Genomic DNA, 22,695 nt, shown 5'->3' with positions numbered 1-22,695 from the left:
CGCTAGTGACCTCGCTCCGTTGTTCCCGTCTTTCCCTCGATCGCCCGATTTCGCTCGCGGGAGCGACGCTTCGAGGAACAACACACATGCTGGCGACCCTGGACTCTGCTCAAACCGATTTTCATTTAACGCCTCCACACTCGGCTCGCACCCAGATGCGAGTCACCAAGCGCAACGGCGAGCGCGAAGCCGTCGACGTGAACAAGATCGTTCGTGCGGTCGGGCGCTGTGGCGACGGTCTCGACGCGGTCGATCCCATGCGCGTCGCACTGAAGACGATTGCTGGCTTGTACGATGGCGCGACCACTCGCGAGCTGGATGAGCTGTCGATCCGCACGGCCGCTTCGTTCACGTTCGAAGAGCCGGAGTATTCGCGTCTCGCGGCGCGTCTGCTCGCGGGCTTCATCGACAAGGAAGTGCAGGGGCAGGGCGTTTATTCGTTCTCGCAATCGATTCGCCTGGGCTTCGATGTCGGGCTGATCAACGAGCGCGTGATGAGCTTTGTCGAGAGCAATGCCCGCAAGCTCAACGACGCCATCGACGCGCGTCGCACCCACGAGTTCGAATACTTCGGTCTGAAGACGCTGTACGACCGCTACTTGTTGAAGCACCCGACGCGCCGGCTGGCGCTGGAGTCGCCGCAACAGTTCTGGCTGCGCATTGCCTGTGCGCTGAGCGCCAGCGTGCACGAGGCCATCGACCTATATCAGGTGTTCTCATCGCTCGACTACATTCCCAGCTCGCCGACGCTGTTCAACGCCGGCACGCGCCACGAACAATTGTCGAGCTGTTTCCTGCTGGATTCGCCCGGCGATTCGCTCGAATCCATCTACGATCGTTACAAGGACATCGCGCTGCTGTCGAAATTCTCCGGCGGCATCGGCGTGGCCTGGCATCGCGTGCGCTCGGAAGGCTCGCTGATTCGCGCGACCAACGGTCTCTCGAATGGGATCGTGCCGTGGTTGAAGACACTCGACTCGTCGGTGGCGGCGGTGAATCAGGGCGGTAAGCGCAAAGGCGCGGCTTGTGTGTATCTCGAGCCATGGCATGCCGACGTCGAAGCCTTCCTCGAACTGCGCGACAACACGGGCGACGAAGGCCGCCGTACTCATCACATCAATCTGGCGAACTGGATTTGCGATCTGTTCATGCGTCGCGTGGAGGCGGATGAGATGTGGTCGCTGTTCGATCCGAAGGATGTGCCGCAGCTGCCGGACCTGTGGGGCGAGGCGTTCGATGCGGCTTACACTCAGGCCGAAGCGCAAGGGCTCGCACGAAAGTCTGTGCGTGCACGCGACTTGTATGCCCGCATGATGCGCACCCTGGCGCAGACTGGCAACGGCTGGATGACCTTCAAGGACAAGTGCAACCGCGCGGGCAATCAGACGGCACGCGCCGGCAATACGATTCATCTGTCGAATCTATGCACCGAGATCCTCGAGGTCACCAGCGATGACGAGACTGCGGTGTGCAACCTGGGCTCGATCAATCTCGGCCGTCACGTGATCGACGGTGCATTCGACTTCGACAAGCTGGCGCAAACCGTGCAGACGGCCGTGCGTCAGCTGGACCGGGTCATCGATCTGAACTTCTATCCGATCGCCACGGCCCGTGCCTCGAATATGCGCTGGCGCCCGGTCGGGCTGGGTGTGATGGGCTTGCAGGATGTGTTTTTCCAGCTGCGCATGGCGTTCGACAGCGCGCAAGCGAAGGAACTGTCGACGCGCATCGCCGAGACGATTTATTTCCAAGCGTTGCGGACGTCCATGGAACTGGCGCGCGAGTTGGGACCTCACGATGCATTCAAGGACACGCGTGCCGCGGAGGGTGAGTTGCAGTTCGACAGCTGGGGCATCACGCCGTCGGACGAGACGCGGTGGAATGCGTTGCGCGCTGAAATCAAAGCGCACGGCTTGCGTAACAGCCTGCTCATCGCCATCGCACCGACTGCGACGATTGCCTCGATCGCCGGTTGCTATGAGTGCATCGAGCCGCAGGTTTCCAACCTGTTCAAGCGCGAGACTTTGTCCGGCGACTTCCTGCAGGTGAATCGTTACCTGGTGGAGGAGTTGAAGCAGCTCGGCTTGTGGACCGATGAGATTCGCAATCAGATCAAGCTGGCGGACGGCTCGGTGCAGGGCATCGCCGAGATTCCTCAGGCACTGCGCGCCATCTATCGCACGGCTTGGGAAGTGCCCATGCGGGCGCTGATCGATCTCGCGGCGTCGCGTGGCGCGTACATCGATCAGAGCCAGTCGCTGAACCTGTTCATCGCCAATCCGACCATCGGGCAGCTCTCCAGCATGTACATGTATGCGTGGAAGAGCGGCATCAAGACCACTTACTACTTGCGCTCACGTCCGGCGACGAACATCGCGAAGACGACGGTGCAGGTGAGCGACACCGCCGCGGTGGTGTGCTCGTTGGAGAATCCGGAACTGTGCGAGGCGTGCCAGTGAGCGCCGTCATGACTTCACGCAGCGCCTCCCTGCTGGATTCAGGCTTCGATCTGACGCTGCGCCCGATGCGCTATCCGCGCTTCTATGAAATGTATCGGGCCGCGATCAAGAACACCTGGACCGTCGAGGAGATCGACTTTCAGATCGATCTGGGCCATCTGTCGCAGCGGATGACGGCGGCCGACCGGCATTTGATCGAGCGGCTGGTGGCGTTCTTCGCCACCGGCGACTCGATCGTCTCGAACAACCTGGTCATCAGCCTGTACCGGCACATCAACTCGCCCGAGGCGCGGATGTATCTTTCGCGCCAGCTGTACGAGGAGGCGCTGCATATCCAGTTCTACCTCACGCTGCTCGACAATTATGTTCCGGATCAACAGCGACGCGCACAGGCATTCGCCGCCATCGAAAACATTCCGTCGATCCGTCGCAAGGCGGAGTTCTGTCAGAAGTGGACCGATGAGGTGTTCGGCCTGCAGCGGATCGAGAGCGACGCCGACAAGCGTCGTTTTCTCTTGAACCTGACGTGCTTTGCCAGCTGCATCGAAGGATTGTTTTTCTTCGGCGCGTTCGCCTATGTCTACTTCCTGCGTTCGCGCGGGCTGCTGCCGGGACTGGCGGCGGGCACGAACTGGGTGTTTCGTGATGAGAGCGCGCACATGGCGTTCGCGTTCGAAGTGCTCAATACGGTGCGTCGGGAAGAGCCGCATCTGTTCGATGCTTCCTGGGCTCGGCAGGTGCAGACGATGATCGAGGAGGCGGTCGAGTGCGAGGCCGCGTTCGCCGACGATGTGCTATCGGGCGGTGTCGTCGGTCTGACTCGTCGTGAGATGCGCCAGTATCTGGAATACGTTGCCGATCAACGGCTGCGCGCGTTACATCTGCCCACGCGTTACAACGTTCGCAATCCGTTTGCGTTCATGGAATTGCAGGACGTGCAGGAGCTGACGAACTTCTTCGAACGCCGCGTCTCGGCATATCAGGTGGGCGTGCAGGGGGAGGTCGCTTTCGACGAAGCCTTCTGATTTCGTTGCGCCAGGGGTCATCGCGCGAGGTGCGACGGTCAAACGGAGGCCCCCTATGTCGATGTGGAACATAGTCCTCCGCCCATGGCCGATCCGAAACTCAGTGTCCGAGGTGCAGCGGTCCTCCGAGCGTTCCTCGACGTCGCGCCGGAGGAGCTTACCGGTTCCGAGCTGATGAACAGCGTCGGCATCTCGTCGGGGACGCTGTACCCGTTGCTGAGCCGCTTCGAGTCGGCGAAGTGGCTGACCAGTCGCTGGGAGGCCGGCGATCCGGCGAAAATGGGCCGTCCGCGCCGCCGCTACTATCGCCTGACGGCGTTGGGGGCCAACAAGGCCAGGGAATGTATCGAGCTCATCGTGCCTGGTATCTGGAGCCGGGCATGATTGAGTTCCTGCTGTCGGTGCTGAAAACCCTGGTCGGAAAGATTGTCACAGACGAGTTCAATGCGACTTGTCCTTCCGTCGCCCAGTGGCTTGTGAAGAGGAGCGCTGCCCGGCTCGGCGCGGATCGAGAGCGCTATGAGGAACAGTGGCTGGCCGACCTGGCCGATCGCGGCACGTCGATCAGGAAGTTGATATTTGCTATCGGCGTGTGCCGAGCCGCGGTCACGCTGCGTCGGGAGTTTGTTCCAGCGGGGAAACCTGTCCAGACGGACAGCGAGCGTCGGTTGGCTGAAATCGATCAGGCGCGGCGAACCTTGGCGGCGCGCTTGACGATGCCAGCCCTGCGATTTGAATTGGAATGCCTGCGCGACGCGCTCACCAAAATCATCGAGAGATGCCTGAGCGATCTCATGCAATGGAAGATCTCTGCTGTTGTGGCCGTCGTCTTTACGATCTTCGGAATTATGCTGGCGTATTTCAGAATGCGCTGATCGCGGCCGGCCTCTTCAACGCTGCTCGCCAGCCGGCGCGAACTTCGCAAACCGAATCGCCAGTGCCGGCAGCACCAGCAGGTTCAAAATCATACTGGTCACCAGACCGCCCAGAATAACGATAGCCATCGGGCCTTCGATCTCCTTGCCGGCTTCCTCGCTGCCGACCGCGATTGGCAGCAGGCCGAGCGCCACGACCAGGGCGGTCATGACGATCGGTACCAGGCGCTCGCTCGCGCCCTGAAGGGCGGTGGCCACGCCCCAAGGCTTGCCTTCTCGGGTCACCAATTCCTCATAGTGAGAAATCATGAGGATGGAATTGCGCATGCTGATGCCAAACAGCGAGATGAAGCCCACCATGGCGCCGATCGACAAAGCGCCGCCGGTGAGCAGCAGGATCAGCACGCCGCCGGCCAATGCAAAGGGAATATTGGCCAGCACCAGAAACAGGTTGTGCCGGTTCGCGAACACCAGCGACAGGAGCATCACGATCACGACGAGCACGAACGCGGAGTGCAACAGCAACTCGTTCTGCGCTGTCTTCCTGGCTTGCGCCGCGCCGCCGACGGTCACCGAAACATCCGGAGGCAAGGTCACATCGGAGCGCACTTTCTTCTCAACCGCCTGTGCAAACGAGCTCAAGTCGCGCCCGACGACGTCCGCAGTGACCTGCTGACGCCGTTGCGTACCTTCATGCATGATCACATAGCGACCCGGCGTGCTCGCAATGGTCGCAAGCTCCCGCAGCGGCAAGGTCGTGCCAGTGGCGTTGCGGATCAACAGGCCGCCAATCGCCTCCGGATCCCGGCGGCTGCCGGGCTCGAGGATGACCGCCACCTCGAATACCCGATTGTTGTCGTTGGTTTGTGCCACCACGACGCCTTGATAGGCGAACTGGACCGCTTCGAGCACGTCCAGGGGCGCGAATCCATACTGACGAAGCCGATCCGGGCGCAACGCGATGGTGAGTTCGGGAGCGCCGGACTGAGCCTGCGACAGAACATCGGCCGCGCCCGGCACCGTCGCAACGACATTCCTGATCTGCTGAGCGACCCGATCCAGAACGTCGAGGTCGTCGCCGAAGATATTGATCACCATTTCACCGCGCCCGCCGGTGAGAATCTCTTCGATACGCTCCTCCAGAAACGGTGTGACCGCAAAGCTGATGCCTGGAAACGTTTGCAGCGTCGCCCGGATCTGTTCCTGCACCTGCTCCTCTTCCTCGCCGGAGAGGCGCTTCAGCTCGATGTGAAATTCGCTGAACTCGGGGCCGGCCGTGTCTTCGCCCTGTTCGGCGCGGCCGAGCTGTTGAGAGACAGACTGTATGCGTGGGTTCTTGAGCAACGCCTGAGTGATCCGCCCACCCAGGTGGAGACCAGCGTCGACCGAGGTGCCCGGCGCAGTCATGACTCGCAGCACATAGTGACCTTCCTTGAAGTCGGGCAGAAATTCCCCGCCCATGAACGGCAGGGCGAGCAAGGCGGCCAGACAGACGATGGCCGCGCTGCCGATGATGACGCGTGGACGCCGATCGATGCGCTCCAGCAGGCGACGGTGCCAATGTTTCAATCGGTCGATATAGCCGGGCTCGCTCGCATCGGTGTTCGCGAGCAGCAGACTGCACAGCGCCGGCGTCAATGTGACTGCGACGATGAGCGAAGCGATGGCAGCCAGGACGAACGACACGGCCAGCGGCGCAAACAGTCTGCCGTTGATGCCCGACATCATGAGCACGGGCCAGAATACGGCGACGACGATGAAGGTCGCGTACACGATGGGGCTGCGCACCTCGAGGGTCGCATCGACGACGACGGTATCGAACGGTTTCGGGTCCGCACTCGCCCGGTTCTCGCGCAAGCGTCGCCACACGTTCTCCAGGCCAATGATGGCGTCGTCGACGACCTCGCCGATGGCAATGGCAAAGCCGCCGAGCGTAATGGTGTTGATCGATGCGCCAAAGTGTGCGTACGCGACCAGCGCCATCAGCAGAGACAGCGGGATCGTGGCAATCGCAATGAAGGCGCTGCGAAGATTGGCCAGGAAGAACAGCAGCACGACGATCACCAGCGCGCCGCCGATCAACAGCGCGTGAGTGATGTTTCGAATCGACGTCTCGATGAAATTGGCGGGGCGGAACAGCGCCGGGTGCAAAGTAATCCGCTCAGCATCGAGGAGCGGCCGCAACTGGGCCAGCGCGGCTTCGACGGCGCGTGTCACATCCCGCGTGTTCGCACCGTACTGGCCGTGAATGTTCATGATGAGACCGGGCCGGCCCATGACCAGCGCATCGCCGATCTTCGGTTCTGGACCGTCGACGACGTTCGCGATGTCCCGCAGTCGAACGCTGGTGCCACCGCGTTGTGCCACTACGGCTTCGGCGAGCGCGGACGCGGAGAGTGACTGTCCTTCGGTGCGCAGCGTGATGCGTTGATTGTCAGTCTCGATGAACCCTGCGCCTCGGACACCCGTGGACTTGCTCGCAGCCGCGACGACTTCATCGATCGACAATCCATACAGCATCATCCGGTCCGGCAGGACCTGGATCTGCAGTTGCCGGATCTCGCCACCGAATGCTTCCACGCGTGCGACGCCCGGAACGCCGAGCAATCGTTGTCGTATCGTCCAGTCGGCCATCGTGCGCAGTTCCATCGCGGAGTGATGATCGGACGTGAGGCCGATCGAGAGCACCATGCTGGTGGACGACGCGAGCGCGCCCATGGCGGGTGTGTGAACCCCGGTGGGAAGGGCGCTCGCAAGTTGGGCGAGACGTTCGGCGGTCAGCTGGCGCACTCGATAGATGTCAGCGTCGTCTTTGAAGACGAGCGTGACGACGGAGAGCCCCTGGATGGATTGCGAGTAGATGTTTTCAAGCGCAGGCGTGCCGTTCAAGCTGTACTCGATCGGGCGCGTCACGAGCGTCTCGACCGCTTCGGCGGACAAGCCCGGTGCTTCTGTCTGCACGACGATTTGCGGTGGAGCGAACTCCGGAAAGACGTCGAGCTTCGCGCGCTGAGCAACGAATACACCGTAGGCCGTCAGCAGCACGGCAATGGCCACGACGAGGACGCGGAAGCGGACACATAGCGAAACGATGTGACGGAGCATGCCTAGTCCGCCAGATGAATCTGCGGGCGAAGCTCTTCAGACAAGAGAGTCTGCGCGCCGCCGACGACCACGCGCCCTGAAGGCGCGGCACTGGCATCGATGAACCAACCGTCGTCGAGCGCATGTTCCAGCACGACGGGCTTGCGTTCGAAAGTCCCATCGCCCGTCTGAATGTAGACCCAGGCTTGTCCCTGATGACGAACGATGGCCGAGCGGGGCAGGATCACGCCGCGCAGTCGCGGCCCCTCCAGCGTGAGAAAAGTAATCAGCCCCATCTCGGGCCGCAGCTCGAACGAGTTGGGTTGAAGTAGAAATAGAAATCCCTGGCCGGGAGTCTGCGCGGATGCCATCGTCGCCCGACCTAGAAATCGCGCCTCAGCAGAGCGCGTGGGATCGAAGGGCGACAGCACGCGTGCAGTGGCAGGGGACGATTTCAAGGACTCGTCGACGGGGAGATCCACGCGGATCAATACCGCCTCCAGGCTCGACAAAGATTGCACCAGCCGAGCCGCATCGCTCTTGATAAACGCTGGACCCCAGGCGCTGCCGAGCCTGCTGCGAATCGTCTCCACTTGAATTTGATCGCGCTTCACCGTGGCCGACGCAGTTTCCAGCGCGCGTGCCGACGCGTTTTGATCGTTGGCGTGGAGCGCTCGTACGCGCTCATATTCTTTGGTCGACACTTCGAGTGTGGCTTGGGCGGCGCGCAGTTCGGCGAGCAGATCGAGCAGCGGCTGCGTATCGATGACGCGTCCGTAACCTTTCACTTCGCGGGCCACCTCGCGAGGTTCCAAGTTGGCTACGACGATTCCAGCTTGGGTCAGCTGTTCCGGCTTGAGCTGTACGATGCCAGGAGTGTTCGCTTCTGCCGGGGCTTCATCTTCATTCGACTGCGGCGGTTGTTTCGTGTGAACGATGCCCCACACGGCAAGAGCGCCGATGAGTATGCTGCCCGCCAGCGCTGCCAGGATTTTTTTCATTTCAGTGCATCGAGTGCGGCGAGCGGCTGTTGAATCGCATCTTCCAGCGCGCCCGCGGCCCGGGCCGCTTGAGTTTCAATATCGAGAACGGCCACCGCGCTGACCGCCGCTTCCAGCTTCGCCGTTTGATATTCCAATTGATCGATGTCGCCGGCGCGCAGCCGGACTTCCTGGCGAGCGATGTCGTTGGCCAGTGCTTCGTGAAGCGTTCGTGCACGCGTCAACTGATCGGTCGCAAGGTGATGAGTTGCGCTTGCTTGATCGATCTGCGCGATGACCCCCGCCTCGAGCGCGTGAAAGCGGGCGGCGCTTTCCTCACGTTGCGCTTCAGCTTGGGCGATGCCGCCTCGATTGCGATTCAAGGGCAGCTCGAAGCCGATCCCAAGGCTCCATTTGCTCTCGCCTTGATCCCACTCGTAGGCGGGGCCCAGATGAAGGTCGGGATATTGTTTGGCAATCTCTGTCTGAAGATCCGATTCGCTCGCGGCGTATTCGGCGAGCCCGGCCGCAATGTCGGCGCGGTATTGAAGCGCCAGGCGACGTGACTGTGCCGCATCGAGCGCGGGCGCCGGATCGAGCGCGAAGTTCAGCGAGACGCCAGTGAGCGCATGCAACGGCACACCGAGTGCACGTGCGAGATTGCTCTGAGCATCCGTCTGCTGTCGCTCGGCTTCGGTGAGATCAAGCTGCAGACGAGTAATCGCAACTCGTGCCGGGGAGAGCTCGGCGGCCGATGCCGCTCCAAGATCGAACCGCTGTTGCAGAAGGTCTGCGATCCGTTGCTGAACGCGGAGCTGATCTTGTAACAACGAGAGCCGTCGTTGCGCGGCGGTCAATTCGATCAATGCCGATCGTAATTCACTGCGAACCTGCCAGGCGGCGCCGATGAAATTCAGTCGCGCCGCTTCGGCAAGATGCTCGGCTTTGCCGATGCGAAGACGGCGCTTGCCCGCGGTCTCGATTGGGATATCGACAGACACGCCGGGCAGCCAGGGCGACGTTCCACTCTGTGCGTCGACGTTGTAAGTAGGTGCCAGGGTGAGCGAGGGATTGGCACGCATGCCAGCCGCTGCCACGGTCGCTTCGGCTGTTTGCCACTGAGCTCGCGCCAGTCGCAGGTCGGTATTGAAGTGAAACGCAGCGAGCGTTAGAGCCGGTAGATCCCACCACGGCCGCGGCCAGGGCTCGGCCAACTGCGGAGCGTTGGCCTGCAGGAACACGCGCAGCTCATAGTCGTTCAAGCTGAGCGCGTCGTACTTCTCAGCGATGGTTTCTGGTTGCAGCGGTCGAGGCTCGAAGTGGGCACAGGCGGCCAGCGTCAGCAGGCTGGCCGCGAAAAGCGAGGCGCGACGTAGCGACACCGAGTACATCGCGCCATAGTGCCAGTGCGCCAGTAACACAACTCTGACGAAACATTGTCGAAATTGTCAGAGATCGCGCTTGCCGGGAAAGGTGAGGGTGATTTCAGTGCCCTTGCCGACTTCGCTCGCCAGGCGAGCGGCGCCTCCATGCAAGGTCATGATGGATTGGACCAGCGCGAGGCCGAGCCCGAAGCCGCCGGTTCGTTGGCTGCGAGAAGGGTCGGCGCGATAGAAACGATCGAACAGATGGGGCAGGTGCTCGGCCGCGATGCCCGAGCCTGTGTCGCGGACACAGATGGTCGTCGAGCCACCTTCGACCGTCGCAATTCCAACCGTCACTCGCCCATCTTTCGGCGTGTGGCGGACGGCATTGCTCAGCAGGTTGCTGATGGCTCGTTGGAACAAGAGGGAGTTCGCATACACCGGTGCGTTGCCTTCGACGGCGAGGCTTACGCCGTTCTCTTCGGCGTTGGCGCGATGGAACTCGATGACGTTCTCAACTTCTTTGGAGGCGTCGAGCTCGATCCGTTCCAACCGGCCGTCGACCTGGTCGGCCCGCGCCAGAAACAGCAAGGAATCGATCATGCGGGCGAGGCTGGCGAACTCTTCGATGCCGGACTCCAGGACCTGACGATACTCTTCCACCGAGCGGGGCTGTGACAACGTCACCTGCGACTCGGTCAGGAAATTCGTCACCGGCGTGCGCAACTCATGGGCAATGTCCGCCGAGAATTGTGAGAGCCGTCGGAACGAGTCTTCGAGACGTTCCAGCATCTGATCGAACGCGCCGGCGAGGGCGGTCAACTCCTTGGGCCAAGCCTGACTGCTGACGCGGCGATCAAGATTCCTGGCGCTGATCGCACCGGCGGCGCGCGTGATCGAATCGAGCGGCGCAAGCCCACGGCGCGCGATTGCATAGCCGGCGAGTGCGGACGTTGCCAGGCCTGCCAACAGCACAATGAGAAGATTGCGCCGATAACGCTCGAGCAGCGCTTCCTTGTTTGAGACGTCGAGCGCGAATTGCACCTGCCATGATTTGCCGTCGGTGGTCGGCGCGCGGGTGGTCATCAGGGCGAGCGTCCGGTTGCCCACCTTGATCTCGCGCATCTCCTCGGGAGCTGCGACTTCGGAGCTGAATGCGGCCGGCTCGATGAGCTTGCTCATGTCGGGCGTCTCGACGATCAGCTGTCGTTGCTCGTCGAGCACGCGCACGTAGTAACGGCTGAAGCGCCGTGCCGCGCCCTCCAGTCGTGTTTCCTCGTCGAACGCGGCCATGTCGTGCGGCCGGTCGTGAATGATCGCCCTGAGCACGAAGACCTTATCGGCCAGGAAGCGGGCGGTCTCGTCATCGAGGCTGCGTGCCAGCGTCCAGTAGAGAAACAAGCCACCGGCCAAAAGAATGCCGAAGCCGGACACCGTGATGAGCGCCGTGATACGCGCGGCGATCGACCACGTGCTGGATCCCGCAGATTTCTTGGCAGGGACGTCGGGCATTTACATGCGAGTGTACCTCATGGAATTTCGGCCTGCGGCCGGGGCAGGGCCAGCGGCCTCGGCGTCACTCGTTCGCGTTCCGGCGACAGTAAGTAGTAGTACAGGACGTCCGCGACAATCAGCATCACGAAGAAGGACACGACTGTGTCCGAGAAGAAATGCGCGCCGCTGGCAATTCGGCAGAACGATGCCAACGCGCCAAAGCCGAAGCCCGCGATCAGCAATGCGCGTCGTCGGCTCAGCGCTCTGGCCAGCGCCAGGAAGAAGAAGCCGCCGGCGGCTTCGCCCGATGAGAACGAACAGTTCTTGCCGCATTCGGTGCTGACGACGAACGGCGGCGTGTACAGCTTCGTGCCGCCGAACTCCACGACGTCCCTGGGTCGCGCGCGACCGAAATTATCTTTGAGCACCAGGTTGACGATCAGCCCGGCGCCGACCAGCAACACCATGAACAAGTAGACGACTTTTTTGCCGCAGACTTCGCCTACGTTGCGCTTCCACAACTTGTTGTAAACGTACACGCCGATGACTGTAGTCAGCGACAGACAGAGCACGTAACCCAGGCTCTCGTGCATGAGTTGGTTCCACCAGTGGCTGGCGAACGGGAAATTCCGGTCGAAGAACAGACGCGAGATGGACAAATCGATCTGCGGGAACGCCATCAGCAGTAATGCCGCCGCCGCGAAGCCGGCCAGGAACAGCCGGCTACGTTTCAACTTGAGGTAATGCATCGGTAATTTCGCCCCCCCGCAAGCACGACGGACTCGCCGACCAACGCTGGGTCGCGAGTGACATTGGGCGTAAGACGCGCGCGGCAGAAAAACCAATCGCGCAATGCACTACTTTTAAAATTAAACCGGCCGGGCGCTCCCGGGTGAAAACTTGACGCTACAATCGCCGCCCGTTTGCAGCGGAATCCGAGCGAGCCGACTTTGTTAAATTCGAGAGCGCGACTCCGCACGTCGCATACCCGGTTCCTGGTGGGGTTTTCCCTGCTGCTGTATGCGATCTGTAACGCGATCAACATCGACCGCCTGTCCCAGTGGTTTCGCCAGGGCGAGGGCATCGACTATTCGGCGCTGATTGCCTATCTGGTTGCCGGGCTGTGCCTGTTCATCGCGTTCTTCACGCTGCTGGCTCATCGCCGGACGCTCAAGCCGTTCGCGATCCTGCTGACTATCCTGAGTGCCGCCGTCACTTACTTCATTGCGAAGTACGGCGTCGCCATCGACAGCTCCATGGTTCAGAACACCGTCCACACCGATGCGACGGAAGTGCGGCAGCTCCTGTCGGCGCAGATGATCCCGTATGTGCTGTTCCTGATGGTCGTGCCCATCGGCCTCATTTTGTGGGTGGATATCGAGTTCAAGGCGTCGGGCCGATACCTGTTGGGCTCGCTGAAACTGTTCGGCGTCACGTTCCTGATCGCCCTGGCGTGCCTGTACGTGGAATACAACGCCATTCTTCGGGCGGGCAACGTGTCGAACAAATACATCGTCTATTCGCTGGTGCCGGTCAACGTCATCTCCAGCTCCATCAACGCGACCTCCAAAGCGGTCAAGCCTTACTTCAAGCGAAGCGAGAAAGAGGTTCAGGTCGATGCGCGCGTTACCGCGCCCGACAATCTCGTGGTGGTCCTGGCGGTGGGTGAGTCTTCGCGGAAAAAGAATTTCAGTGTCTACGGCTACACGCGGAAGAACACGACGCCCGTGCTGGAGAAGACTCCGGGCCTGCATTTCCTCGACGGCGTCGCGACGCGAGCTTCAACGCTCTATGCGCTGCCGAAGATCCTGACCAAGGATGACGTCAAGCTCACGACGATTGTTTCCAAGGCCGGCATTCCGACCGCGTGCTACGTCAATTACACGCTCTATGACAACTGCGCGGCCGTCGGAGAGACCAAGGCGACGAATTGCGGTCACGATGGCAAGTGTTACGACGAAGATGTGATTCCGCTGCTCCAGAGCAATGTGGCCAGCTACTCCTCCGGCTATCGATTCATCGTCCTGCATCTCGGCGGCGGCAGTCACGGCCCGGTCTACGGCGATCGGCATCCGCCGGAATTCCAGCAGTTCAAGCCCATGTGCGAAGATGCCGACGTCGCGGGAAAATGCACGACCGAGCAGATCTATAACTCCTACGACAACACCATTCTTTACGTCGACCATGTGCTGGGGCAGGTGATTCAGACACTGGAGCAGTCGCGCGTGCCGTACCTGCTCATCTATCTGTCCGATCACGGCGAATCGTTGCTGGAGAACGGTGTGATGTTTCATGGCATGCCGCCCGGCATGAAGTTGCCCGACGAACAGGCGCAGATTCCGCTGATCGTCAAATCGTCCGTGCCGATCTCGATCGTCAAACGCGCCGAGTACGGTCAGCCCGCGGTGTTCGATACGATCCTGGATTTGTTCTCGATCGAGTCGTCGAAGTTCGATCGGGCGGAGAGCTTCATCAAGAAGCAGAAGGGCAGTTAGCGGGCTTCGAGGACGAAGCCGACGCCGCGAACGGTGTGGATGAGCTTGAGCTGCGAGTCCCCATCGACTTTGCGTCGTAGCCGGCCGACCGAGACGTCCACCAGGTTCAGGTCGCTGTCGAAGTTGATATCCCACACCTGAGACGCAATCAGCGTGCGGCTCAGTACCTCGCCCTGACGGCGCATCAGCAGTGCGAGCAGCAGAAATTCCTTCGGCGTGAGATCGAGCAGGCGACCAGCGCGGGTCGCTTTGTGTTTGTGAAAATCCAGCTCGAGGTCCGCGACCCGCAGCGTATCCGGCTCTCTACTTTGAGCCCGGCGGGTGAGGGCGCGCACGCGAGCCAGTAGCTCCGCATAGACAAACGGTTTGACGACATAGTCATCCGCGCCCAGTTCGAGTCCTTTGACCAGATCCTCGGTCTGATCGCGAGCCGTTAGAAACAGCACCGGTGTGCGCTTGCCGGACGCCCGCAACTGGCTGACCAGCGACCAGCCATCTCGGCCGGGCAGCATCACATCGAGAATCAGCAGGTCGTACTCCTGCGTCTCCATCAGATGGGCGCCGCCAACGCCGTCGTCAGCCGCATCCACGACGAACCCGGCCTCCTTGAGTCCCTTGCAGAGGTAGGTCCGGGTCTTTTCTTCGTCTTCGACGATCAGCAGACGCATGGGTGAAGTGTAGCCCCTGAGCCGGGTGGTTGCCGATCCCGTCTTGACTAACCTGCGGTTCTCTCAAGAATACGGTTAGCAATGAAGACCGGCGACTCTCTGTTCGCGGTGCTGACCGACCGCACGTATCGCCACCTGTTTCTGGCGCAGATCGTCGCGCTGGTCGGGACGGGGCTGGCGACTGTTGCGTTGGGCTTGCTCGCGTACGACCTCGCTGGGAAGAACGCCGGCGCGGTGCTCGGTGTCGCGCTTGCGATCAAGATGATCGCTTACGTGGGGATCGCGCCCATCGCGGGCGCCTACGCGAATCGGTTGCCGCGTCGGACTTTGCTGGTGACGCTCGATCTGGCACGTCTGGCCGTTGTCGCCGTGCTGCCGTTCGTCAGTCAGGTCTGGCAGATCTATGTGCTGATCTTTGTCTTGCAGAGCTGTTCGGCAGCGTTCACGCCGACCTTCCAGGCCACCATTCCGGATGTGTTGCCGCAGGAGCGGGATTACACCAAGGCGTTGTCGCTCTCTCGACTTGCGTACGATCTGGAGACGCTGCTGAGTCCGGCGCTCGCAGCGTTGCTGTTGCTGGTGGTGAGCTACAACGCCTTGTTTGTTGGGACGGCGCTCGGCTTTCTGGGCTCGGCGCTGCTCGTTGTATCGGTTGTGCTGCCGCGGGCTGTCCTGCCGAATTCACAGACAACCATTCGAGAGAAGCTCACGCGTGGCATTCGGATCTATCTGCTGACGCCACGCCTGCGTGGATTGCTGGCACTCAACCTGGCGGCAGCGGCGGGGAGTGCGATGGTCATTGTGAATACTGCGGTGATCGTTCGAAGCGAGCTGGGTCATTCGGATCGAGCGGTTGCTCTGGCGCTCGCGGCGTTTGGTGCGGGGTCGATGACAATGGCGTTTTGTTTACCTCGTATCCTGCGACGCTGGTCGGATCGCATCGTGATGATGACCGGAGGCGTCGCGCTGACACTCGTGCTGGCGCTGCAAGGTGCGCTGTGGTTGTCGCTGTCTTCATCTTCGCGATGGCCCCTGTTGTTACTGGCGTGGCTTGCGCTCGGCGCGGCTTACGCAGCGCTGGTCACACCGGGCGGTCGGCTTCTGCGTCGGTCTTCGCATGAAGCAGATCGCCCGGCGTTGTTCGCGGCTCAGTTCTCTTTGTCACATGCATGCTGGTTGATCGCCTATCCACTGGTGGGCTGGCTGGGCGCACAAGCGGGCACAGCGCCAGCGTTGCTCGCCATGACGGGCCTTGCCGCGCTGGGCGTGCTCGTTGCCTCGGTGGCCTGGCCGCGTCATGACAAAGAAATCCTTGCGCATCGTCATGACGATTTGCCTGCGAACCATCCCCATCTGCGGAACAGCGGGCACGAGCATTCGCATGCCTACGTCATCGACGAGTTGCATGTTCGCTGGCCCGCTTAGTCTCTCGCTTCAACTCCGGCCCTCGTGCGGGCACCCCGCTTGACCTTCACCCAAGGTGAACCCGTAGAGTGCAGCCATGCAGCGGGAAGCGCGCGATTCCAAGACTCTGAGCATCGGCGAGTTTGCGGCCGCCACGCAGCTGACGCCGAAAGCCCTGCGTCTGTACGACGAACAGGGATTGCTGCGTCCGGCAAAAACCACGGTGAGCGGCTATCGAGTCTATGCGGTCGAGCAGGTCGGCGCAGGCAGATTGATCCGGGCACTGCGCGACATGAACTTGTCTCTGGCGCAGATTGCGCAGGTGCTGGAGGGCGACCCGCTCCAATCGGAAATGTTGCTCCGTGAATTCCTGATCGAAGCGGAGCAGAGATACGCACGCGAGCGACGCGCCTATCAAGCGGCGCTGGGATTGCTGCGTCATTCGCGACCCTCTCCAGGCGTATCCATCGAGGAGCATTCGATGGCGGCGCAGGTGGTGCTGGTGCACGGCTTCAGTGCCGACCAAACCAACTTCATCCCACGCTATCTCGCTGAGTTGCAGGAATCGCGACGGCGGTTGAACCTGTGTCAGCAGCGATTCGATGCCTGGTCCGCCTGCCTGCTGCTCGAGCCGTTGAGTCAGGACGAGAGCCGACTGGAGCTCGTCGTGCCGCTCATGGACGCCGACCGGAATCTGCCACTCACCACGCGTACGATTCCGGCACGGCGATATGCGGCGATTCGGCTCCACTCGACCGAGCCCGCCGCTCTGGCAGCCGCGGTCGATGCATTGTTCGACCGGTTCGATCGTCAAGGTGCGTTTGCGATAGACACGCCGATGGTGCGTGTCGATGAGAGCGAGGACAGGCGCTATCAGGTGTGGTGGGCGTTTGAATCGAGGTGAGGTGCGTCATGTTGAAGACCTTCGACTGCAATACGCTCTATGGTCAGCTCGGATTGCAAGACAGCCCGCTCATCGTCGATCTGCGCACCGCCGATGAGCTGGCGCACTCGGGAGAGTTCATTCCAAGTGCCGTTCGCGTCGATCCGGATGGAATCGAGCAGTGGTGTCGACGGCTCACGACTCATCGGTTGGTAGCTGTCTACGGCTCTAACGACGCCGCCAGCAATGCGATGGTGTCGCAACTCGAATCGCGGGGCATTGTCGCAGGAGCGCTCACGGGTGGATTCGATGAATGGCGGCGCAACGGCATGCCAACGGTGAGGGCGCGTCGGGAATATCGCGTGCCGGGTTCGTCCCGCTGGGTTACGCGCGAGCGCCCCAAGATTGACCGCCTGGCATGTCCATGGCTGGTTCGCCGCTTCATCGATCCACATGCGGTGTTCTTCTACGTACCGGCTCAGGCGGTTCGCGCCGAAGCCGCGGGTCTCGCCGCCGAACCTTACGACATTGCGGACGTAACGTTCTCACATCGCGGTCCACGCTGTAGCTTCGATGCCTTTCTCGATGAGTTTGGCTTGCACGATCCTGTGTTGGATCAGCTCGCCGACATCGTGCGCGCCGCGGACACGGGGACGCTGGAGCGTTCCAAGGAAGCACCCGGTCTGCTGGCGATTTCGTTGGGCATGTCAGCGACGATTCGCGATGACATCCTGCTGCTCGAGCAGGCAATGTTTGTTTACGACTCGCTGTACGCATGGTGCAAGAAGGCGCGCGATGAAACTCATTCGTGGCCGCAAACCAAGGGCGTGCCCGCGTGACGGCGGATCATTCGGCGGCGCCCGCGAGTGTCGATCGTAGTCAGGCGTCGCAAGAAACATTGACGGCTTTGTTTCTGAGATTCCTGAAACTCGGTGCCATGGCCTGGGGCGGGCCGGTTGCGCAGATTGCGATGCTGCGTCGGATGCTGGTGGACGATGAGCGCTGGGTGAGCTCCGAGCACTTCAACCGGATCTTGGCCTTGTATCAAGTCCTGCCAGGGCCGGAGGCGCACGAGATGTGCGTCCATTTCGGGACGCTGGCCCGCGGTCGAATCGGAGGAGTGCTGGCGGGTGTCGGCTTCATGCTGCCGGGCTTCGTGCTGATGTTTCTACTGTCGTGGGTGTACTTTCATTCTGGCCTGGACCTGCATGGCGACCTGTCGTTGCTGTTCTCAGCGGTGCAGGCGGCGGTCATCGCACTCATTGTCCGGGCGGTCCATCGAATCGGTAGCCATGTGTTGCTGGATCCATGGCTGTGGGCCATCGGAGCGGGGAGCCTGGCGGGGCAGCTGTCAGGTGTGCATTTCGCGGTGCTCCTGGCGGCCGGCGGTCTCATCTATTCCTTACGACAATCGAGTCGCTGGCTTGTCCAGGCGATGCTGAGTCTGTGCCTCGCAGGATTGGCTGGCAGCTTTCTGGTCCATGGCGCGCTGGATTCATCGCCACTGGTGGATGCGGCCACTGCGCTCGAGCCAGTATCGACATCGGTCGAGCAAGTGTCGCTCGCAACACTCTTCTGGTCCGGGCTCAAAGCCGGGCTGTTGACCTTCGGTGGCGCCTACACCGTGATTCCCTTTCTCCAGCGGGATGCCGTGTCGCAGGGCGCCTGGATGTCGAATGCTCAGTTCATGGATGGCATTGCCTTATCGGGGCTGTTGCCGGCGCCTCTCATTATTTTTTCGACCTTCGTCGGTTTCGCGGGGGGCGGCCCGATGGGCGCGGTGATACTGACGGCGGCAATCTTTCTTCCCGCGTTCGCGTTTCCACTGCTGGCGCATGGGCCGCTGGACAGGCTTCTGCACGAACCTCGTATTCGGGAGTTTCTTGACGGGCTCACAGCAGCCGTAGTGGGGCTCATCGCCGGGACCGTGGTCGTATTGCTGGTGACCGCCGTCAGGAGCACTTACACAGCCGCGGTGTTCGCGGGCGCACTTGCTTTGCTGTTCTGGTCCAAGCACAAATTGGCGGTGCCGCTCGTGGTCGCCGGCGCCGCGACCGTTGGGGCAATAGCGATAGCCATCCGGTGACGCGGGATTCTAGGGGGAATGTATGACTGAGCTTACTCGTCGCGAAGTCCTTCAAACAGCTGCTCTCGGAGTCACGATGCTTGCCACCACCGATGTTTCCGCCCAACAAACGGCAAGCTCCAGCGCCCCGGCGCTGTCGCGTGCTATCGAGCCGAAGCCATTGCCTTTCAATGCCAAGAGCCTCAACGGGCTCTCGGAGAAACTCGTCCAGTCTCACTGGGAGAACAATTACGCGGGCGCCGTCAAGGCGCTCAATGTCGTTCGTGAGAAGTTGCGAGCACAGTTGCCATCGCAGGATCCTCCCTACATCTACAATGGCCTCAAGCGCGAACATCTCATTCGCACGGGCTCCGTCGTCCTGCATGAGTTGTATTTCGGAAACCTCGGTGGGGACGGCAAGGCGCCCGCCGATCTCAGGTCGGCGATCGCGAAATCGTTCGGAACGTTCGACGCGTGGGAAAGCGAGTTTCGCAAGATTGCCCAAGGTCTCGGCGGCGGCTCGGGCTGGGTCGTGCTCGGCTACAACGAGCACCTGCAGCTCCTGGAGAACTATTGGCTGGCCGATCACGCACACAATCCGCCCCATACACGGCCAGTACTGGTGATGGATATGTACGAGCATGCGTATCACATGGATTTCGGGGCGGCGGCTGCCAGGTATATCGACGCATTCTTCGCGAATGTGAACTGGGATGAGGTGAGCAAGCGCGGCGTGTAGCACTCGATCTCATGAATGGGACTCCTGTAACGTTTGCGCCGGGGCTACGCGCACCGAGTCCGGCCGGTAGGCCATGCGATATAAGCCTGGCAGCACCAGCAAGGTCAGTAGCGTGGACGAGAGGATGCCGCCGATGACGACGGTGGCCAGCGGTCGCTGAACTTCCGCGCCCGTGCTCGTGTTCAACGCCATTGGGAGAAATCCGAGTGCTGCCACCAATGCGACCATCAGGATCGGACGTAAGCGCATCATCGCGCCTTCGCGGATGGCGTCCTCCAAGCCCGCGCCGTTTGCCAGTCGATCGCGGAATGCGGACACCATCATCACGCCGGTGAGCACAGCAACTCCCGACAATGTGATGAAGCCGACACCGGCAGTGATCGATAGCGGGATGTCTCGAAGCCAGAGGGCGATGACGCCGCCGGTGAGTGCCAATGGCACGCCGCTGAATACCAGCGCGGCATCCTTCGCTGAGCCGAACGTCATCAGCAGCAACGCGAAGATCATCACCAGCGTCACCGGGACCAGCACAGCGAGTCGCTGAGATGCCGATTGCAACTGCTCGAACGTGCCGCCGTAGTCGAGCCAATAGCCCGCCGGCAATTTGATCTCTTGCGCGATCTTCGCCTGCGCTTCCGTTACGAAGCCGCCCAGATCGCGTCCGCGCACGTTCGCTGAAACGACCAGTCGACGTTTGCCATTCTCGCGACTGATCTGATTCGGTCCGGGCGCAAGCTTGAGCGAAGCAACCTCGCCGAGCGGCACATAGCCGCCTTGCGGTAGCGAGATGGGCAGGCGAGACAGGTTCGTCACATCCGCACGCAGATGCTCCGGCAACCGAACCACTACGCCGAAGCGCTGATCGCCTTCGAAAATCTGACCGGCTGCTTCGCCACCGGTCGCAGCCGACAGCACATCCTGAACATCCGCGACGTTCAGCCCATAGCGATACAACGCCGCACGATTGGGCTCGATGGACAGGACGGGCAGGCCCGCCACTTGTTCGACCTTGACGCCCTCGGCGCCCTCGATGCCGTTCAAGACGCGAGCAATGGCGTTACCGGATTTCAATAACTGATTCAGATCGTCGCCGTAGATCTTGATGCCCAGGTCCGAGCGCACACCCGAGATCAATTCGTTGAAGCGCAGTTGAATGGGCTGACTGATCTCGAACGCGTTGCCGGGAATGGCGTCGAGCTTTTTCTCGATCTCCTTCACCAGCTCGGCCTTGGTTTTCTTCGGATCGGGCCAGTCACTGCGATCCTTGAGCATGACGTAGCCGTCCGAGATATTCGGCGGCATCGGATCGGTCGCGACTTCAGCGGTGCCCACGCGGGAGAAGTAGGTCTTCACCTCCGGAATATCTTTCAGTGCGCGCTCCAGCTGGAACTGCATCTCCAGCGATTGAGTGAGGCTGGTGCCCGGAATGCGCAGTGCCTGGACCGCGAGATCGCCTTCATCGAGATTCGGAATGAACTCGGAGCCCATGCGCGAGCCGATCCAACCGCAGAGCCCGACGAAGAGCACCGCGCCGGCGAGGATCGACATCCGAAACTTCAACGCACCCTCGAGAATGGGCGCATAGGCACTGCGCGCTCCGCGAACGATCGCGTTCTCTTTCTCTTCGATCTTGCCGGTCAAGAACAGCGCGACCGCGGCGGGGACGAGCGTGAGCGACAGGATGAGAGCGGCGATCAGCGCGATGATGACGGCGAGCGCCATGGGCCGGAACATCTTTCCCTCGACGCCGGTGAGGGCGAGGATGGGCAGATTGACCAGAATAACCACGAGCACGCTGACCAGGCTCGGGGTGAAGACTTCGCGAGTGGCGGAGAACACCGTCTTCAAGCGCTCTTCCAGATTCAACAAGCGCCCGAGGGCATGCTGACGCTGCGACAGCCGCAGGATGCAGTTCTCGACAATGATCACGGCGCCGTCGACGATCAAGCCGAAATCGAGCGCGCCCAGCGACATCAGGTTGGCGCTGACTTTCGACTGGACCATGCCGGTCATCAACATCAGCATCGAAAGCGGAATCACTGCGGCTGTGAGCAAGGCGGCGCGGATGTTACCCAACATCAGCAGCAGAACCGCGATGACCAGAATCGCGCCTTCGAGCAGATTCTTCTGCACGGTGCCGATGGTTTTCTCGACGAGAACCGTGCGGTCGTAGACCGGGTCGGCGGTGATACCCTCGGGCAAAGTCTTGTTGATCTCAGCGAGTTTGTCCGAGACGGCCTTCGACACTGTTCGGCTGTTCTCTGCGATCAGCATCACGGCCGTGCCGAGCACAGTCTCTTCGCCGTCGCGTGTGGCCGCGCCGGTTCGCAGCTGCTTGCCGTAAGCCACTTCCGCAACGTCTCGAATCGTGACAGGGACGCCGCCGCGGTGAGCGACGATGATTTGTTCGAGGGAGGGAATATCGGCGACCTGGCCCGGCGAGCGGATCAAGTACTGCTCGCCGTTGCGCTCGATGTAGCCGGCACCGACGTTGGCATTGTTCCTTTCGAGGGCCGCGACGATATCGTCGAAGGTCAGCCCGAACGCGAGCAGTCGAGCGGGATCGGGCGTGACGTGATATTCCCTTTCGAAGCCGCCAATCGTGTTGACCTCGGTGACGCCGGGCACCTGTCGCAGCTGAGGTCGAATGACCCAGTCTTGTAGCGTGCGAAGGGCAGTGGCGTCGTAAGGCCGTCCGCTGGGCTGGCGGGCATTCTCGTCGGCATGCACCGTGTAGAGATAAATTTCGCCCAGACCGGTGGCGATGGGGCCCATCTCAGGTTCGATGCCGGCGGGTAGCTGACTCTTCGCCTGCTGCAAGCGTTCGTTGATGAGATTGCGCGCGAAGTAGATGTCGGTGCCGTCCTGAAACGCGACAGTGACTTGCGACAATCCGTAACGAGACAGCGAGCGCGTGTACTCGAGGTGCGGCAGGCCCGCGATGGCAACCTCGACGAGGTAAGTAATGCGCTGCTCGACTTCGAGCGGCGAGTAGCCGGGCGCCTGGGTGTTGATCTGAACCTGGACGTTGGTGATGTCGGGCACCGCGTCGATGGGCAGGCGTTGATAGTTCCAGACGCCGGCCGCGGCGGCGACCAGTACCAGAAACAACACCACCCATCGCCGGGCAATCGAGAAGCGCAGGATTGCGTCGATCATG

At 61.4% G+C, this 22,695-nt stretch carries 17 protein-coding genes; 10 read left to right on the top strand and 7 right to left on the bottom strand.

All coding sequences use genetic code 11. From position 1 onward, the window contains the following. Positions 1 to 86 precede the first annotated feature (86 nt). The 4 genes from ACFPN2_RS26030 (at position 87) to ACFPN2_RS26015 (ending at position 4,359) form a co-directional block, all read left to right on the top strand. Positions 87 to 2,459, top strand: coding sequence for a ribonucleoside-diphosphate reductase subunit alpha (locus tag ACFPN2_RS26030; RefSeq protein ID WP_380602077.1), 2,373 nt, complete (start codon positions 87 to 89; stop codon positions 2,457 to 2,459). Positions 2,460 to 2,467: 8 nt separating this feature from the next. Continuing rightward, positions 2,468 to 3,484 (top strand): ribonucleotide-diphosphate reductase subunit beta, encoded by a 1,017-nt coding sequence (locus tag ACFPN2_RS26025; RefSeq protein WP_380602075.1) that lies wholly within the window; start codon positions 2,468 to 2,470, stop codon positions 3,482 to 3,484. An 84-nt stretch (positions 3,485 to 3,568) separates the two neighbouring features. Beyond that, a complete protein-coding gene (locus ACFPN2_RS26020; RefSeq protein ID WP_380602073.1) occupies positions 3,569 to 3,868 on the top strand; it encodes a PadR family transcriptional regulator in 300 nt (99 codons plus the stop codon). Continuing rightward, entirely contained in the window at positions 3,865 to 4,359 is a 495-nt protein-coding gene (locus ACFPN2_RS26015) for a hypothetical protein (protein WP_380602071.1), read from the top strand. The genes ACFPN2_RS26020 and ACFPN2_RS26015 overlap by 4 nt, the downstream gene beginning before the upstream one ends. Positions 4,360 to 4,374: 15 nt before the next feature. Here the strand turns inward: ACFPN2_RS26015 and ACFPN2_RS26010 are convergent, their stop codons facing one another. Genes ACFPN2_RS26010 through ACFPN2_RS25990 form a run of 5 tightly spaced genes read right to left on the bottom strand, consistent with a single transcriptional unit; the run spans position 4,375 to position 12,030 of the window. Next, positions 4,375 to 7,464, bottom strand: a complete 3,090-nt coding sequence (locus ACFPN2_RS26010; RefSeq protein ID WP_380602069.1) for an efflux RND transporter permease subunit — start codon at positions 7,462 to 7,464, stop codon at positions 4,375 to 4,377. 2 nt (positions 7,465 to 7,466) lie between these two features. Then, on the bottom strand, positions 7,467 to 8,444 hold the full coding sequence (locus ACFPN2_RS26005) for an efflux RND transporter periplasmic adaptor subunit (protein ID WP_380602067.1): 978 nt from the start codon (positions 8,442 to 8,444) through the stop codon (positions 7,467 to 7,469). Continuing rightward, entirely contained in the window at positions 8,441 to 9,844 is a 1,404-nt protein-coding gene (locus tag ACFPN2_RS26000; RefSeq protein ID WP_380602065.1) for a TolC family protein, read from the bottom strand. Before ACFPN2_RS26000 ends, ACFPN2_RS26005 begins: the two co-directional genes overlap by 4 nt. Before the next feature lie 27 nt (positions 9,845 to 9,871). Next, entirely contained in the window at positions 9,872 to 11,299 is a 1,428-nt protein-coding gene (locus ACFPN2_RS25995) for a heavy metal sensor histidine kinase (protein ID WP_380602063.1), read from the bottom strand. A gap of 17 nt (positions 11,300 to 11,316) precedes the next feature. After that, positions 11,317 to 12,030, bottom strand: a complete 714-nt coding sequence (locus tag ACFPN2_RS25990; RefSeq protein ID WP_380602061.1) for a phosphatase PAP2 family protein — start codon at positions 12,028 to 12,030, stop codon at positions 11,317 to 11,319. 201 nt (positions 12,031 to 12,231) lie between these two features. On the opposite strand from ACFPN2_RS25990, the gene ACFPN2_RS25985 reads away from it, so the two are divergent. Continuing rightward, positions 12,232 to 13,776 carry a phosphoethanolamine transferase gene (locus tag ACFPN2_RS25985; protein WP_380602059.1) on the top strand — a complete coding sequence of 515 codons (1,545 nt, stop codon included), beginning with the start codon at positions 12,232 to 12,234 and terminating at the stop codon, positions 13,774 to 13,776. Here ACFPN2_RS25985 and ACFPN2_RS25980 read toward each other — a convergent pair. After that, a complete protein-coding gene (locus ACFPN2_RS25980; RefSeq protein ID WP_380602057.1) occupies positions 13,773 to 14,444 on the bottom strand; it encodes a heavy metal response regulator transcription factor in 672 nt (223 codons plus the stop codon). The genes ACFPN2_RS25985 and ACFPN2_RS25980 overlap by 4 nt on opposite strands. Before the next feature lie 99 nt (positions 14,445 to 14,543). Between ACFPN2_RS25980 and ACFPN2_RS25975 the strand changes: the two genes are divergently transcribed. From ACFPN2_RS25975 to ACFPN2_RS25955, 5 genes are all read left to right on the top strand, one after another. Beyond that, positions 14,544 to 15,869 (top strand): MFS transporter, encoded by a 1,326-nt coding sequence (locus ACFPN2_RS25975; RefSeq protein ID WP_380602843.1) that lies wholly within the window; start codon positions 14,544 to 14,546, stop codon positions 15,867 to 15,869. Between the two features lie 76 nt (positions 15,870 to 15,945). Next, on the top strand, positions 15,946 to 16,752 hold the full coding sequence (locus ACFPN2_RS25970; RefSeq protein WP_380602055.1) for a MerR family transcriptional regulator: 807 nt from the start codon (positions 15,946 to 15,948) through the stop codon (positions 16,750 to 16,752). An 8-nt stretch (positions 16,753 to 16,760) separates the two neighbouring features. Further along, positions 16,761 to 17,570, top strand: coding sequence for a chromate resistance protein ChrB domain-containing protein (locus ACFPN2_RS25965; RefSeq protein WP_380602053.1), 810 nt, complete (start codon positions 16,761 to 16,763; stop codon positions 17,568 to 17,570). Next, a complete protein-coding gene (gene chrA / locus ACFPN2_RS25960; RefSeq protein ID WP_380602051.1) occupies positions 17,540 to 18,817 on the top strand; it encodes a chromate efflux transporter in 1,278 nt (425 codons plus the stop codon). The genes ACFPN2_RS25965 and chrA overlap by 31 nt, the downstream gene beginning before the upstream one ends. A 22-nt stretch (positions 18,818 to 18,839) precedes the next feature. After that, positions 18,840 to 19,535: a superoxide dismutase gene (locus ACFPN2_RS25955; RefSeq protein WP_380602049.1), complete on the top strand. Its 696-nt coding sequence runs from the start codon at positions 18,840 to 18,842 to the stop codon at positions 19,533 to 19,535. 9 nt (positions 19,536 to 19,544) lie between these two features. On the opposite strand, the gene ACFPN2_RS25950 is transcribed toward ACFPN2_RS25955, so the two are convergent. Continuing rightward, complete coding sequence (locus ACFPN2_RS25950) at positions 19,545 to 22,694, bottom strand: efflux RND transporter permease subunit (RefSeq protein WP_380602047.1); 3,150 nt, start codon at positions 22,692 to 22,694, stop codon at positions 19,545 to 19,547. Between the last annotated feature and the right edge of the window lies 1 nt (position 22,695).

Origin of the sequence: Steroidobacter flavus (assembly GCF_042651805.1) — a bacterium.
GTDB lineage: Bacteria > Pseudomonadota > Gammaproteobacteria > Steroidobacterales > Steroidobacteraceae > Steroidobacter > Steroidobacter flavus.
Note: the sequence above shows the minus strand (reverse complement) of the source record. Positions and strands in the feature narration are given on the sequence as shown.

Excerpts from the sequence above, each read along its gene's own strand:
- ACFPN2_RS26030 (WP_380602077.1), top strand. The coding sequence starts at position 87 with ATGCTGGCGACCCTGGACTCTGCTCAAACCGATTTTCATTTAACGCCT.
- ACFPN2_RS26025 (WP_380602075.1), top strand. The coding sequence starts at position 2,468 with ATGACTTCACGCAGCGCCTCCCTGCTGGATTCAGGCTTCGATCTGACG.
- ACFPN2_RS26020 (WP_380602073.1), top strand. The coding sequence starts at position 3,569 with ATGGCCGATCCGAAACTCAGTGTCCGAGGTGCAGCGGTCCTCCGAGCG.
- ACFPN2_RS26015 (WP_380602071.1), top strand. The coding sequence starts at position 3,865 with ATGATTGAGTTCCTGCTGTCGGTGCTGAAAACCCTGGTCGGAAAGATT.
- ACFPN2_RS26010 (WP_380602069.1), bottom strand. The coding sequence starts at position 7,464 with ATGCTCCGTCACATCGTTTCGCTATGTGTCCGCTTCCGCGTCCTCGTC.
- ACFPN2_RS26005 (WP_380602067.1), bottom strand. The coding sequence starts at position 8,444 with ATGAAAAAAATCCTGGCAGCGCTGGCGGGCAGCATACTCATCGGCGCT.
- ACFPN2_RS25995 (WP_380602063.1), bottom strand. The coding sequence starts at position 11,299 with ATGCCCGACGTCCCTGCCAAGAAATCTGCGGGATCCAGCACGTGGTCG.
- ACFPN2_RS25990 (WP_380602061.1), bottom strand. The coding sequence starts at position 12,030 with ATGCATTACCTCAAGTTGAAACGTAGCCGGCTGTTCCTGGCCGGCTTC.
- ACFPN2_RS25980 (WP_380602057.1), bottom strand. The coding sequence starts at position 14,444 with ATGCGTCTGCTGATCGTCGAAGACGAAGAAAAGACCCGGACCTACCTC.
- ACFPN2_RS25970 (WP_380602055.1), top strand. The coding sequence starts at position 15,946 with ATGCAGCGGGAAGCGCGCGATTCCAAGACTCTGAGCATCGGCGAGTTT.
- ACFPN2_RS25965 (WP_380602053.1), top strand. The coding sequence starts at position 16,761 with ATGTTGAAGACCTTCGACTGCAATACGCTCTATGGTCAGCTCGGATTG.
- ACFPN2_RS25955 (WP_380602049.1), top strand. The coding sequence starts at position 18,840 with ATGACTGAGCTTACTCGTCGCGAAGTCCTTCAAACAGCTGCTCTCGGA.
- ACFPN2_RS25950 (WP_380602047.1), bottom strand. The coding sequence starts at position 22,694 with ATGATCGACGCAATCCTGCGCTTCTCGATTGCCCGGCGATGGGTGGTG.